Origin of the sequence: Vibrio sp. EA2 (genome assembly GCF_033042495.1) — a bacterium.
Taxonomy (GTDB): Bacteria; Pseudomonadota; Gammaproteobacteria; order Enterobacterales; family Vibrionaceae; genus Vibrio.
This window is the reverse complement of the sequence record NZ_JAWLID010000005.1, coordinates 104,971-119,085: the sequence shown is the minus strand read 5'-3', so window position 1 is coordinate 119,085 and position 14,115 is coordinate 104,971. Positions and strand designations below refer to the sequence as shown.

The window sequence follows — 14,115 nt, the reverse complement described above, 5'->3', positions numbered from 1 at the left end:
GATAACGTCAACAAGGAAGACACCATGCAAGTTTATAAACGACAGCAGGGAACCGAACAACCATACTGGCCACTGGGGCCTTTTAAAATTAGACTGCCTTTCATTCACTACCGCTGGGAATTTGCGGAAATGCTGCAAGCGTTAATTATGTTTGTAGTGAGCTTAGCGATGATCCCCCTTTTAGAGAAATATCTCGGACTACCTTATGACATCGCTCTGGCCTACGTAGTGGTATGCGGAATTGGCTTTATGATTCCAGCGATGTTAGGTGTGCCGTTTGTACCCGGCTGGATCACTCCGGGTATTCCGGTGGTTTTACTGTTTCTTGGCGACTTCAAGCCCGGACCAGAAGCAATACAAGCGCTGTTCGCGCTTCAACTACTGGTATTTATCATCTTCTTAGTCCTGGGCGTGACTCGTTTAGGCTCTGCGATGGTTAAACTGGTACCGAACTCGCTCAAGGCAGGGATCATCATCGGTGCCGGGATCGCGGCGATAATGGGCGAGATTTCCAGCGGTGGACGCCTGGCGGCCACTCCCATCTCTCTGAGCATTGGTAGCTTAGTCTGCCTGTATTTAATGTTCTCAGTCTCTTTTAAAGGATTGATTGATAGAGTGCCACTGGCGAAAAAAATTGTTAATTACGGCATGGTACCGGGCATGCTGATTGCCATTTCGGTCGGCATTCTGGTCGGTGAATACCCAATGCCTGATGTTCAATGGGGAATTACTCAACCAGATTTTGTCGGAATGTGGCAGTACTTACCATTCAATATTGGTTTCCCGGATTTAGATGTATTCCTGATGGCCATTCCAACCGCCGTCATTGCTTACATTATTGCGTTCGGGGACATCATTGTCGGTCAATCATTGATGCAACGAGCGGATGAACTGCGTACCGATGAGGTCATTGAAAACAATATCGACCGTGTTCATTTGGTCACCGCGATTCGTAACGCTTTGCATGCTTTCTTCGCACCATATCCAGGTCTAGCTGGACCACTGTGGACCGCAGTTGCCGCGACAATGGCTGAGCGGTACAAACATGGACGCGAAGCAATGGACTCTATCTACAGCGGCTCAGGTACATTCTGGATTACTGGTTTTGTTGCTCTATTTGCGCTTCCACTGGTTAGTTTCTTCCAACCTGTATTACCGATAGCGCTTTCGTTAACTCTGCTATTAACGGGTTACATCTGCCTGATGGTAGGACTAGAGCAGCTAAACAATAATACCGAACGTGGCATTGCCGGCATGATGGGCGTTGTTCTTGCTGTCTATGGCGCAAGCTGGGGGTTAGTCACTGGGGTTGTCCTTTATGTTCTGATCGAGCGTACTCACATACTGCGTTTTCAGGTCAGTAAGAAAGACAGAGAAACCGTTAGCGATAGCTGATAGCAGAGTTCACTAAATAAACGCAACAGGCTGTATTCACCTGTTGCGTTTCTAACGTCACCTTCACTGTCTGTTTCAGTCACAACTTCCAACCCGATCAACTTACCACTGACACATTCTCTCCAACCCACGTCAGCAATTGCTTGGCCGCTTTGGATAACACCTGATTCTGGCGAACGATATAGCCAAAATCTGTGTTAGGGAAGCTTGGCAACGGTGTGACTTCTCTTGAGAGTTTCAACCTAGGATCGATCGAAAAATCCGGCACAATCGCAGTACCAAAACCGGCTTCCGCCCAGTCTATTTGTGCTTCCACACTGCCAACTTCCATCACTCGATGTTTGGGTAGCTTCAGTTGAGGCAAAGACGCATCGATCAATTCGCGCGTGCGTGTATCGTGCCCAAGCAGAATCAGTGTCTGGCTTTCTTTCTTATTTTCTTGCCACTCAAAGATATTATCGCCAAAAGCACACCAGTGAATTTGCGTAAGAGGGGTAAAGTGAAGCGGCTGACTCTCTTTCTGGGCGATAACAAACCCAATGTCAGCGCGAGCACGCTTAACTAAGTCCACCGCTTGAGACGAGGTGGTGTTGAAAAGTGCTAAGTCGATGCCCGGATACTCATCCTTAAATTTTTGAAATGGCTTGATAAGCAATAAACGCGAGACAATATCGCTGGCAGCAATCGAAAGCGCTCCCTGCGTAAGATCGTTAATCGCGTTAAGGTCCGCCTGACAAATCTGCAGCTCGTTCAGCATGCGTTGCGCCGTATCCAATAAGCGTTTTCCGGCCTGTGTCAGTTGTACAGGGTTTCGCTCAATTAACTTAGTCCGTGTTGCTTGCTCAAGTTGCTTAATGTGTAAACTGACATTCGGCTGAGTCATATGGAGTTCGGTCGCTGTTTTGCCGAAATGTTTGACTTCAGCCAACGTGACGAAAGTTCGTAACCAGTTCAAATCCAACATAACCCTTCACCCGATATGAAATCCTTATTAAGTTTATAAGTATAATTAATTTCTCTTATTGATGCGAACCACATAAGATTTTTCGGTCGGTTAAGGGAGAACAAATTATGTCGTCTATTGTTGTTGTGGGTGCAAACTGGGGTGATGAAGGCAAAGGCCGCATCGTTGACTTTTTGGCAGAGCAAGCTTCTGCGAGTATTCGTTTCCAAGGTGGTAACAACGCGGGCCACACCGTGGTTAACGACCTGGGTACGTTTAAGCTACACCAGCTTCCAAGTGGCGTATTCAACCCAGACTGTTTGGCAGTTTTAGGTCCGGGTATGGTGATTAGCCCTGCGTTGCTGTCTCAGGAGATTGCGGAAGTTGAAGAAGCGGGCGTAAAAGTGAATATGTCCATCTCTGACCGCGCAACACTGTGTCTACCTCTACATGCACTTGAAGATACGCTAGAAGAACAGCGTTTAGGCGACAAAGCATATGGTTCGACTCGTCAAGGTATTGCACCAGCGTACGGTGACCGTGTGATGAAAAAAGGCATTCTTGTTGGTTGGCTGAAGCAACCTGAGGTGCTCGTTGAACGTCTTCAATTTATGATGGATTGGAAACTGCCTCAACTACGTGCGCTTTACCCTACATTTGAGTTTGAACAGACGGCAGAAGAGCTAGCAAACTGGCTACTGGAAGTATCGGCACCTTGGCGTGATGCTATCTGCAACGTAACACTTCCTCTAAAAGCACTGCAAGCAGAAGACAAAACCCTACTATTTGAAGCTCAGCTTGGTGCTGGCCGTGACCTTGTTTACGGTGAATACCCATGGACAACTTCTTCTAACGTTGTCTCTATGTACGCTGGTATTGGTAGTGGTCTGCCAGCCCTTCGTCCAGAACGCGTCATTGCAGTAGCAAAAGCATTCAGTTCATCAGTCGGTACAGGCACGCTGATCACTGCAATGGAAGAGCAAGATGCATTCCGTGAACTTGCAGGTGAGTTCGGCGCGACAACAGGCCGCCCTCGCGACATGGGTTACTTTGACGCCGTTGCAACCAAAAACGGAGTTGAGCTACAAGCTGCGACTGAAATCGCGCTGACCAAAGTTGACTGTCTGACCGGGCTTAACGATCTTAAAATCTGTGTTGGCTACGAAGGCGATCACAGTGAAAACCCTATCTGGCCTCAAACAGCAGCACTGGCACCAATCTACGAAAAAATGGAAAGCTGGAGCGAAGACATCACAGGATGTCGTCAGTTTGAAGAGCTACCAGTAGCGGCACAGAAATACGTACTGCGTATTGAAGAACTCATGGGCGTACCAGTGAAAATGGTCTCTGTTGGTCCTGGTCGTGAACAAATGATTATGCGTTAAGGTGTGATGGATACCAACCAAGGTTGGTAAACCACATCTTTTGGCAGCGGCTTCCATCTGTTCCGGGGTGAAGCCGCTTTTTTTTATTTTTGAAACCTGACTGAAAACCGTTCGGTCTAGAACGGTTCCCCGTTAAAACAATCTGCGCTTCATTCCCGCCTTTTCCAGAATGCGCGTGGAAATTTCCTCAACCGAAAGCGACGAAGTATTGATATAAGGAATCGCCTCTCTTCGGAACAAGGCTTCAACCGTATTCAACTCCAATTTACACTGCTCTTCACTGGCGTAATCACTGCCCGATAAACGGTTCTCGCGAATTTCATTCAATCGTTCAGGCGTAATGGTCAATCCAAACAGCTTATGACGATGTATCTCAAACTCAGGCAACAAACGCAGCATCTTTACGTCTTCCGCAATAAACGGATAGTTCACCACACGCAGACCAAACTGCATTGCCATATATAAGCTGGTTGGGGTTTTACCACTTCGGGAGACACCAAGCAGAATGATATCAGCCTGATCTAAACCTTTTAACGTGATGCCATCGTCATGAGCGAGCGTGTACTCAATCGCAGCAATACGGTCAAAATAGGTATCGGAATCTTTCCCCACACTTCGAGAACGTTGCAACTTTGGCATCGGTGCCATCTGAATATCGTCCTGAACTTTTTGCACAATACTTTCAAGCACATCGTAGCTGAAAGCGGGGGCAGCAAGCAGCATTTCACGGACTTGTGGCACTACGATAGAGAAAAACACCAGTGGCTTAACGCCATTACGACGATAGGAAGCTTCTAGTACTTTTACAACATCCAAAGCTTTGTCTGGAGTTTCGACAAAAGGAAAGGTTTTTTCATTAGGAATGAAGGGAAATTGACCTAGAACAACATGGCCTAATGTCTCACATGTTATCGCCGTACCATCAGAAACATAGAATACATCACGACTTTGGGTATTTGTTTGCATTTTTGTTTAATATTTAAAAATCTTTTGAGTAGGATGGTCAACATAATATTAATAAATCAGTTTGGCTTTCAGTTAGGTTCACCACAGCTTTGAAAATTCATTGAGTTTTTTTTAGCAAGAACGTAATCGATTGCCTTTGATATCAACCCGAACAAATGGAATGGTCGAAAATTGTGCAAAAAAAGTCGCTTATAGTGAATTATAGATTGTCGTAGCTCATTACTCTGGTTGCACAATTTATAACAACACCCTCTGTGACTTTAACTGACAATAACGAGTAAGCATTTGTTTAGATTGATTTAAGTCCCCCTACAAAAGCTGCAATGTTTCTGGAGAAAGACATGCAAAAGAACACCCTCTGGTTCAATGGCCTATCCATGAATGATGTCGACAAAGTCGGCGGTAAGAACGCTTCGCTTGGTGAAATGGTTTCTAACCTAGCTAACGTTGGCGTTTCTGTTCCAAATGGTTTTGCGACAACCTCATATGCGTTCAATAAATTCCTTGACCATGAAGGTTTGGATGATCGTATTCACCAACTACTCGATGAACTGGATGTTGAGGATGTAGACGCTCTGCGTAAGACAGGCGCGACCATCCGTCAATGGGTTTTAGACGCCCCTTTCCCAGCAGATCTTGAACAAGATATCCGTGAAAACTATCACGAATTGGTTGAAGGTAACCCTGAACTTTCAGTTGCAGTTCGCTCTTCTGCAACAGCGGAAGACTTACCTGATGCATCTTTTGCTGGTCAGCAAGAGACCTTCCTAAACGTCAAAGGCATTGACGCTGTAATGGAAGCGACGAAGCACGTTTACGCTTCTCTATTTAACGACCGCGCTATCTCTTACCGTGTACACCAAGGTTTTGACCACCGTGGTATCTCACTGTCAGCAGGTATCCAGCGCATGGTGCGTTCTGACAAAGCTTCTTCGGGCGTCATGTTTACTCTGGACACAGAATCCGGCTTCGACCAAGTGGTATTCATCACTTCGTCTTGGGGTCTGGGTGAAATGGTGGTTCAGGGTGCAGTTAACCCGGACGAGTTTTACGTTCACAAGCCAATGTTGGAAGCGGGTGCTCACCCAATCGTGAAGAAAACATTCGGCTCTAAACTGATCAAAATGATCTACTCAACCAACCAAGAGATTGGCAAACAAGTAGACATCATTGATACGTCAGATGAAGAGCGCAACACTTTCTCTCTAAACGACGAAGAAATCAAAGAGCTTGCAAAACAAGCGATGATCATCGAGAAGCACTACCAGCGTCCAATGGACATTGAGTGGGCGAAAGACGGCATCGACGGTAAGCTATATATCGTACAGGCTCGCCCAGAGACAGTATGCTCTCAAGGCGAGAAAAACGTTATCGAGCGTTACGAACTAAACAACAAAGCAGAAGTTCTGATTGAAGGTCGTGCAATCGGTCAACGCATCGGTAAAGGCAAGGTACGTTTAGTCGATTCTCTAGATCAAATGTCACTGGTTCAAGACGGCGACATACTAGTCACTGACATGACTGACCCAGATTGGGAACCAGTCATGAAGAAAGCGTCAGCTATCGTCACTAACCGTGGCGGCCGTACTTGTCACGCAGCCATCATCGCTCGCGAACTTGGCATCCCAGCGATCGTAGGTTGTGGTGACGCAACCAGCAAACTACCTGACGGTATTGACGTTACTGTGTCTTGTGCTGAAGGTGAAACAGGCTACGTTTACCAGGGCGACCTTGATTTTGAAGTGAAACGCTCTTCTGTCGATGAGCTGCCATTACTACCGACTAAAGTCATGATGAACGTGGGTAACCCAGATCGTGCATTCGACTTCGCTCAGATTCCAAACGAAGGTGTTGGTCTTGCACGTCTTGAATTCATCATCAACAAGATGATCGGTATTCACCCTAAGGCGCTGCTGAACTTTGACGCGCAAAGCGATGAGCTAAAAGCGGAAATCACCCAGCGTATCCGTGGTTACAAAGATCCTATCGACTTCTACGTAAGTAAGCTGACAGAAGGCATCGCGACTATCGCTTCTGCATTCTGGCCAAAACGCGTTATCGTTCGTATGTCTGACTTTAAGTCGAACGAATACAGCAACCTGGTAGGTGGTAAAGCGTACGAGCCTCACGAAGAAAACCCAATGCTGGGCTTCCGTGGTGCATCTCGCTACATTTCGCCAGTGTTTGAAGACTGTTTCGAGCTGGAAACGCAAGCAATCAAGCGCGTTCGTAACGAAATGGGCCTGAAAAACGTCGAGATCATGATCCCATTCGTGCGTACTCCAAGCGAAGCAGCATCGGTTATCGACCTATTGGCGAAGTTCGACCTACGCCGTGGTGACCAGGGTCTGAAAGTTATCATGATGTGTGAACTGCCTTCAAACGCAGTACTGGCAGATGAGTTCTTGAAGTACTTCGACGGCTTCTCTATCGGTTCAAACGACATGACTCAGCTAACACTTGGTCTGGACCGTGACTCAGGCGATGTCGCTCACCTATTTGATGAACGTAACCCGGCAGTGAAAGTCATGCTGAAAATGGCAATCGACGCGGCAACGAAAGCTGGTAAATACGTAGGTATTTGTGGTCAAGGTCCTTCTGACCATGAAGATTTAGCGGAATGGTTGATGGAGCAAGGCATCAGCTCTGTTTCACTTAACCCAGATACGGTTATCGATACTTGGTTGCAGCTAGGTAAAGTGAGCAAGTAATTCATTCGCTATAGATTGACCTAATCTAAAGCCCTCAAACTTCGGTTTGGGGGCTTTTTGCATTCTGTAGCAAGACATTATGTCAATATTGCGTGAGTTCGTGACAATATTCGCAGCCTAGCGTCATGCGTAATTTTCCCTCTGCAGATTTTCACCTAGAATGAAAGAAACCCATTTCGCAAGAGATTGAAGTCGATGAAAAAACCGATCGTTATCTTAACAACGCTAATGTTACTTGCCTCTCCGGCCCATGCAGACTGGGATAAAATTTCCGAAAAGATGTCTGAGCTGGGTGATGCGGTTGCGGAAGGTGCACAAGAGGCATGGGACAGTACGAAAACGTATTCCAAACAAGCTTGGCAAGATTTTATGAACTGGTCAGAAGAAGCGATGAACACGGCTGGTGAATGGACAGATGCGAGCATTGAAAAAAGCAAAGAGTGGATTGATATCGCGGATAAAAAGATTGATGAGCTGATGGAAGGCGATACGCCAGAAGAAGCACGACAAGCGGTCGATTTGATGGCTGACAGCACCATGTTCAAACTCTTCAATGAAAAACCGGAAGCGAAGGCACTCTACGACCAAGCATATGGCTACGCGGTATTTGACTCTCGCAAGTTATCTTTACTGTTCCACACCAACTCTGGCTCTGGCGTTGCGGTAAATAAAGAGACAGAAAAACGCACTTACATGAACATGTTCGGAATGGGCTTGGCACTCGGCGCTGGCGGCAAGTTTTATCAACAAGTGGTGCTGTTTGAAAACCAAAAAGATTTCGACACTTTCGTTAATGAAGGCTGGGAAGCGTCCAGCGAAGCAACGGCTCTTGCAGGCGATGAAGGTGAGGAACTCAGCACACACTTTAACAGTGGTGTCGCGGTGTACCAGTTGAACTCAAAAGGTCTGTTAGTCGATGTCAATGTGTCTGGTTCTAAATACTGGGTCAACGAGGAGCTAACCAACTCTCAGTAACCTCGCGTAGCCAAAAGACTACTATTCTATTTCAGGGGAGCACTTTGCTCCCTTTTTAGGTTAGTAAAAGACTCGACACACTGTCATTCCATCGAGCCAAAGCGAGACTAGGAATCTAAAACCAGCTACTTTAGGATACAAGGTTGTTGCGTTATGCTTACCAACATTCTTATCGAGCTATCGAATCAACATGCCTAACGACGCATTCAATACACAACTTGCGGAAGCGATATCTGCCCTAAACTCTCCAAGCTTCACACCCAAACTAATGCGTGTCATCAGCACGCTACTCGATTTTGATTGCGCGGTGATACTGGGCTATCGTGAAAACAAACACCCTATTTATCTTTATGATTCGATTCAAAATGAGCGAGATTTGCTTTTTCAACGCTATCTCACCAATTCGTTTCAAAATGATCCCTTTTTCCAGAAGCTAAACAACAGCAAACAACAAGGGATTTTTACGCTAAAAGATGTGGTGTGTAAGGGAGTGGATTACCAAGCCTATTGCGACCAATTTTATCGCCAGACCGGCTGGAAAGATGAACTCAGTATGCTGATCCAAGTCGAAGCGCATTCCTGGGTAATGTTCTATTTCGGCTACCTGGAAGAAGGCAAACGCTTCTCAACGCAGCAAATAAACCGATTACAATCTTACTTTTCGATACTTCAATCGCTGTGCCAGCAGCACTGGAAACAAACTGAGTTTTCAATGTCTGAGCCCGTTTTTAATCCCGAGACATTTTCTGGCAATCTGAGAGAAGTAATCGAACACGCGTTAACAACATTTGGCACCGATACGTTAACCCGACGAGAGCAGGAAGTCGCCCAACTGCTAGTACAAGGGTTTGATACCAAAGAAATTTCGACTCGACTGGAACTGGTGCAAGGCACGGTCAAAAATCATCGCAAACGGATTTACTCGCAGTTGAAAGTTACTTCACTTGGCGAGCTATTTCAGCTGTTTTTAAATCATCTGATTACCCGCGTAAGATAACAAACTGTCCCCTTAGGGATATGTCGATCAGCACTGTCGCGCTTTAGTCTGAATGAAACAATAACTCAGGCAGACAAGACAATGACATTGATTGAAGATTTACAAGCGAGAGGACTCATCGCGCAAGCTAGTGATTTAGAGATGATTCAAACGCTTTTATCGGAGCCACAAACCGTCTACTGCGGTTTCGATCCAACCGCTGGTAGCCTGCATATCGGACACCTCGTGCCTTTAATTATGCTTAAGCGCTTTCAGGATGCAGGTCATCAAGCCATCGCTCTGATTGGCGGAGCAACAGGTATGATTGGCGACCCAAGTTTTAAAGCTACCGAGCGCAACCTTAACTCGCAAGAAACGGTGACTGGCTGGGTGAATGATCTCTCCAAACAAATTCAGCAACTGATGAACCCTCAACTGGCGACGCCAATGCAGCTGGTTAACAATGCCGACTGGATGCAGAAAATCAATGTGATCGATTTTTTCCGCGATGTCGGTAAGCACTTTTCTATCAATACTATGATCAACCGCGAATCGGTGAAACAGCGCTTGCAACGACCTGATCAAGGGATCTCGTTTACCGAATTTAGCTACGCGCTTTTACAGTCCTACGATTTTGCACAACTAAACAGACAGCATGGTTGCCGCTTACAGATAGGTGGAAATGACCAATGGGGTAACATTGTCAGTGGGATAGACTTAACACGCCGTCAAAATGGTGAGCAGGTGTTTGGCTTAACATTACCGCTAATCACCAAATCCGATGGCACCAAGTTTGGTAAAACGGAAGGCGGCGCAGTGTGGCTTGACCCGAGTAAAACCTCACCTTACGCGTTTTACCAGTTCTGGCTGGCAGCAGAAGACGCCGATGTATACCACTTCTTGCGTTACTACACGTTCTTGAGTTGTGAAGAGATTACAGCAATCGAAACACAAGATACTTCAAGCAAAGGAAAGCCACAGGCACAGCGTATACTTGCCGAAGAAATGACGCGTTTTGTTCACGGTGAGGCAGGCTTGAAGAGTGCGCAGCGTATTACTCAGGCTCTGTTTAGCGGTGATGTCCAACAACTGAGTTTAAGCGAGTTAAAACAGCTTGAGTTGGATGGTTTACCGAGCATGAAAAGCCATCAACAAGATTTGGTGGAACTGCTTATTGAATCTGGATTAGCAAGTTCAAAACGCATTGCCAGAGAACTGATAGATAACAATGCCATTAGTGTTAATGGCGAAAAAGTCTCCAGCGAGAAACCGAGTCTGAGCTTCCCACTTTTCGACCAATACTGGCTACTTCAGCGCGGCAAGAAGCATTTCTGTTTGGTGACGCGAGCAGTTTAGCCGATAAAAAAAGACCCCTCATCACATTAATGATGAGGGGTGTTCATAGTCTTGAACTAAGTGATTTCAAGATAGCGCTATCGCGCCTGTTATCGTTATTGAGTTCTTAAGTTCTGCCAATATTTCTCATAAATCGCTAAAGTTTCAGCGCCAACATCGTTAATGAACTCGCCTTTTTCCAAGTCGTCTTCCGCAGGGAAAATGGTCGCATTATTTTTCAGTTCATCCGGCAACAGATTACGTCCAGCATTCGTTGCAGAGGCGTAGCCTAGGCTATTAACGATTTCTGCTTGGTTTTGCGGCTGGTACATAAAATTAATGAATTTATGAGCCAACACTTTATTTTCGCTGCCTGATGGGATGGTGAAATTATCCATCCACAACACCGCGCCTTCTGCTGGCATCACGAACTTCAGCTCTGGCATTTCTACCTGACCCTGGTAAGCGTTACCATTCCATTGCATACCAACCGAGGTTTCTCCCGACACATACGGAACCTGTGGCGCATCTGAGTTATAAAGCAGCACATTGTTTTTCAACGCCACCAGCGACTCGTAAGCTTGTTTTATTTCCGCTTCATTTTTGCTGTTCACACTGTGGCCATTCATTTTTAAAGCCATGCCGAACACGTCGCGAATGTCATCAATCAGCATCACTTGTTGCTCATAATGCGCATCCCATAAGTCTGCCCATTTTGTCACAGGTTGCTCTACCATCGATTCGTTGTAACTGATCCCAGTAACGCCCCAAATATACGGCAGCGAGTAATCATTGTTAGGATCGTGCGCTTGTCCTAGCAAACCTTGCATTGTGTCTTGCATGTTTGGCACTTGCTCATGGTCGATCTTGGCTAACAGCCCTTCTCTTCCCATTTTTTCAATGAAGTACGCAGAAGCAAACACAACGTCATAACCGGTGCCCTTGAGTAATTTCAGCTTGGTATACATTGACTCATTATTCTCAAAGGTCGAATAGTTAACCGTCACACCTTCTTGTTTTTCAAATGCTTTTAGTGACGCTTCCGGCAAATAGCCGCCCCACGCATAAACGTTCAGTGTTTTCGTTTCTGCATGAGCAAACATACTGAGAACAAGTGCGCTCAGCCCCAATCCTTTGATAATAAGTTTCATGGTATGCAATCCAACCAGTCCAGCGACGCGCTGGGATTCGGGTGCATAATTAGTTAATAATTAACCAATTAAAAGAAAAATAAATTAATCTTTAAAAGCAAAAATATTTATTGATTATCCTCACTTTGGAAACGCCCAAACGACGGGCATCTTGAAGTCGTTTGGATATAAATGTTTAAATTGACGTTTAAAAAACTGGAGTACTCTGATGAGAGTTGATGATTTAAAACTGTTCACGAAAGTGGTTGAACTCGGTAGCTTTACAGCTGCTGCACATGCTCTCGATCTTCCACGCGCCAATGTCAGTCGACGCATTGGCGAACTTGAACGCCATCTTGGTACTCAACTGTTTCATCGAACAACTCGCAGTCTGTCTTTGACAAATAACGGGGAAGCGTATCACGAAGAACTTCTGCAAGCCCTTGCGCTGTTAGATACTGCCAATAAACACGTAAGCAATAAAAGTAATGAGGTACGTGGCAGAATCAAACTGGGTCTTCTTCCTGAAACATATGAAATGCTTCAACCCATCTTGTTTGATTTTCAAGACCAGAACCCTCAAGTGGTTTTGGATATTCGCAATATCAATAATGGCTTCTTGGACATGTTCCAACAGGGGCTGGACATTGCCTTTCACGGTGGGGCGCTTTTTGATGCAGATATTGTAGCGCGGAAAATATTGACATTAGACCGCTGTGTGGTCGCTTCTCCGAATTACCTTAGAGAGAAAGGTACTCCTAGCACATTGGAGGAACTAAGCGATCACCAATGCATTTGCTTTCGATGGCCAAGTGGCGATGTCGATAATATTTGGCGATTTCAAGAGCAAAATGTAGCACTACAACCAAAGTTAATTTCTAATAACATCGGTTTTATCAAAAGTTCAACGGTACTCGGTCGTGGCATAAGCTACGTACCTAAACTGCTCGTCAAAAATGAACTCGATGCAGGAAAGCTCACGCATATATTGTCAGAATATTCCGTTACAAAAGAAACTGGCTGGCTGCTCTACCCACAACCCAAAACACTGAGCCAAGCGAGTCGACTCCTTATTGAGCACTTGTGTGAAAATATTCCGAAGCTTGTTTAAGTCATTTTAATTGTCTCACTTTTCGTGACAGTGAGTCATGCATACAGGCGATTATTAAAGCGCACAGCAACTGTAATATAGCCCCAAAATTATGGAGCTATATTATGAACCACCTAATTAAAACAGCAGCCCTAAGTAGCGTTGCTCTCGCTTTGTTTGGTTGTAACCAAACACAACAACCTCTTCAGCAGTCCTTCACATCTCGTCCAATTCAAGTGGTAGAGGTCACTGACGCCAGCACTGCGCTGAACAAATCTTTTAGCGGAATTGTAGAAGCAAAAGAGATCGCCGATCTTTCTTTCCGTGTACCAGGCACCTTATCGAGCGTACTAGTGAAAAAAGGTGACCATGTCGAGAAGGGACAAGTAATCGCTCGTCTTGATCCACATGACTACCAAGTGTCACTGGATGAGCTTAAAGCACGTATGTTAGAAGCAAAGTCCGCTAACAAGCTAGCAAGCTCTGAGCTGCGACGCGTCAGACAAGCAACATCTGAAGATGCGATCGCGAGCGTGAACCTCGACCGTGCGGTAAGCAGTTATGAACGCAGTGTGTCATCGGTGAAAGTGGTTGAGAAGAACATTCAACGTGCCAAAGACGCGCTAGGTTACACCGAATTGCGCGCTCCGTTCTCTGGCATTATTGGCGAAGTCAACGTGGAGCAATTTGAGCAAACCAGCCCGGGATTATCCGTTGTGACGCTACAACAAGATGGAAACTGGGAAGTCGATATCGATGTGCCAGAGAACATGATTCAGGATTTCTCCTTGGGTCAGGATGCAGAGTTAACCTGGTATGACACAGAGCAGTCCTATCGCGCCGTTGTCAGTGAAATAGCCCCTAAGAAGCACATGCTGAAACAAACTTATACTGTGACGTTAGATGTCGACTCGGCATCTAACGACTTGTTTAACGGTAAAGCGGTGACGGTAAATACTCACTTCACCCAACAGGCATCCAGCCACTGTTTCCCTTACTCTGCCGTATTGGGAGAAAAAGCCAGCCTGCACGTTAATGTCGTGCGCGACCAAGTTGTACACGAAGAACCCGTAGACCTGGAATCAATCGATGCCTATCAGGCATGTGTCACTGGTAATTTTGCCCAAGGTGACTACGTCGTCATTAGCGGCAGCCACTACCTGAGCGAGGGTGACGTCACCCCAACCCTAACCATCAAGACTCTATAGG

General features: G+C 45.9%; 11 protein-coding genes. 8 read left to right on the top strand and 3 right to left on the bottom strand.

Annotated features, from left to right (window positions below):
* Positions 1-24 precede the first annotated feature (24 nt).
* Complete coding sequence (locus RXX31_RS13320) at positions 25-1,395, top strand: xanthine/uracil/vitamin C permease (protein ID WP_317589941.1); 1,371 nt, start codon at positions 25-27, stop codon at positions 1,393-1,395.
* Between the two features lie 97 nt (positions 1,396-1,492).
* Here RXX31_RS13320 and RXX31_RS13315 read toward each other — a convergent pair whose 3' ends face one another.
* Entirely contained in the window at positions 1,493-2,359 is an 867-nt protein-coding gene (locus RXX31_RS13315) for a LysR family transcriptional regulator (protein WP_317589939.1), read from the bottom strand.
* A gap of 107 nt (positions 2,360-2,466) precedes the next feature.
* On the opposite strand from RXX31_RS13315, the gene RXX31_RS13310 reads away from it, so the two are divergent.
* Positions 2,467-3,723 (top strand): adenylosuccinate synthase, encoded by a 1,257-nt coding sequence (locus RXX31_RS13310; RefSeq protein WP_317589938.1) that lies wholly within the window; start codon positions 2,467-2,469, stop codon positions 3,721-3,723.
* 132 nt (positions 3,724-3,855) lie between these two features.
* Here RXX31_RS13310 and RXX31_RS13305 read toward each other — a convergent pair whose 3' ends face one another.
* Positions 3,856-4,689, bottom strand: coding sequence for a pyruvate, water dikinase regulatory protein (locus RXX31_RS13305; protein WP_317589936.1), 834 nt, complete (start codon positions 4,687-4,689; stop codon positions 3,856-3,858).
* A gap of 341 nt (positions 4,690-5,030) precedes the next feature.
* Here RXX31_RS13305 and ppsA point away from each other — a divergent pair, with 341 nt between their 5' ends.
* The 4 genes from ppsA to tyrS all read left to right on the top strand — a co-directional run bounded on the left by ppsA (position 5,031) and on the right by tyrS (position 10,707).
* Positions 5,031-7,400 carry a phosphoenolpyruvate synthase gene (ppsA, locus tag RXX31_RS13300; RefSeq protein ID WP_317589935.1) on the top strand — a complete coding sequence of 790 codons (2,370 nt, stop codon included), beginning with the start codon at positions 5,031-5,033 and terminating at the stop codon, positions 7,398-7,400.
* Between the two features lie 195 nt (positions 7,401-7,595).
* Positions 7,596-8,375: a YSC84-related protein gene (locus RXX31_RS13295; RefSeq protein ID WP_014233653.1), complete on the top strand. Its 780-nt coding sequence runs from the start codon at positions 7,596-7,598 to the stop codon at positions 8,373-8,375.
* Positions 8,376-8,565: 190 nt separating this feature from the next.
* Positions 8,566-9,372 (top strand): helix-turn-helix domain-containing protein, encoded by an 807-nt coding sequence (locus RXX31_RS13290; protein ID WP_317589933.1) that lies wholly within the window; start codon positions 8,566-8,568, stop codon positions 9,370-9,372.
* An 81-nt stretch (positions 9,373-9,453) separates the two neighbouring features.
* Entirely contained in the window at positions 9,454-10,707 is a 1,254-nt protein-coding gene (gene tyrS / locus RXX31_RS13285; RefSeq protein ID WP_317589932.1) for a tyrosine--tRNA ligase, read from the top strand.
* A gap of 95 nt (positions 10,708-10,802) precedes the next feature.
* Here the strand turns inward: tyrS and RXX31_RS13280 are convergent, their stop codons facing one another.
* The gene (locus RXX31_RS13280) at positions 10,803-11,837 is read right to left on the bottom strand and encodes a PotD/PotF family extracellular solute-binding protein (protein ID WP_014233650.1); all 1,035 of its coding nucleotides are present in this window, start codon (positions 11,835-11,837) and stop codon (positions 10,803-10,805) included.
* 208 nt (positions 11,838-12,045) lie between these two features.
* Here RXX31_RS13280 and RXX31_RS13275 point away from each other — a divergent pair, with 208 nt between their 5' ends.
* Positions 12,046-12,927: a LysR family transcriptional regulator gene (locus tag RXX31_RS13275; RefSeq protein WP_317589931.1), complete on the top strand. Its 882-nt coding sequence runs from the start codon at positions 12,046-12,048 to the stop codon at positions 12,925-12,927.
* Between the two features lie 104 nt (positions 12,928-13,031).
* Positions 13,032-14,114, top strand: a complete 1,083-nt coding sequence (locus RXX31_RS13270) for an efflux RND transporter periplasmic adaptor subunit (protein ID WP_317589930.1) — start codon at positions 13,032-13,034, stop codon at positions 14,112-14,114.
* Position 14,115 lies beyond the last annotated feature (1 nt).

What these genes read in the sequence shown, in the direction of transcription:
- RXX31_RS13320 (WP_317589941.1), top strand. Translation starts at nt 25, where the DNA reads ATGCAAGTTTATAAACGACAGCAGGGAACCGAACAACCATACTGGCCA.
- RXX31_RS13295 (WP_014233653.1), top strand. Translation starts at nt 7,596, where the DNA reads ATGAAAAAACCGATCGTTATCTTAACAACGCTAATGTTACTTGCCTCT.
- ppsA (WP_317589935.1), top strand. Translation starts at nt 5,031, where the DNA reads ATGCAAAAGAACACCCTCTGGTTCAATGGCCTATCCATGAATGATGTC.
- RXX31_RS13305 (WP_317589936.1), bottom strand. Translation starts at nt 4,689, where the DNA reads ATGCAAACAAATACCCAAAGTCGTGATGTATTCTATGTTTCTGATGGT.
- RXX31_RS13270 (WP_317589930.1), top strand. Translation starts at nt 13,032, where the DNA reads ATGAACCACCTAATTAAAACAGCAGCCCTAAGTAGCGTTGCTCTCGCT.
- RXX31_RS13290 (WP_317589933.1), top strand. Translation starts at nt 8,566, where the DNA reads ATGCCTAACGACGCATTCAATACACAACTTGCGGAAGCGATATCTGCC.
- RXX31_RS13315 (WP_317589939.1), bottom strand. Translation starts at nt 2,359, where the DNA reads ATGTTGGATTTGAACTGGTTACGAACTTTCGTCACGTTGGCTGAAGTC.
- RXX31_RS13280 (WP_014233650.1), bottom strand. Translation starts at nt 11,837, where the DNA reads ATGAAACTTATTATCAAAGGATTGGGGCTGAGCGCACTTGTTCTCAGT.
- RXX31_RS13275 (WP_317589931.1), top strand. Translation starts at nt 12,046, where the DNA reads ATGAGAGTTGATGATTTAAAACTGTTCACGAAAGTGGTTGAACTCGGT.
- tyrS (WP_317589932.1), top strand. Translation starts at nt 9,454, where the DNA reads ATGACATTGATTGAAGATTTACAAGCGAGAGGACTCATCGCGCAAGCT.
- RXX31_RS13310 (WP_317589938.1), top strand. Translation starts at nt 2,467, where the DNA reads ATGTCGTCTATTGTTGTTGTGGGTGCAAACTGGGGTGATGAAGGCAAA.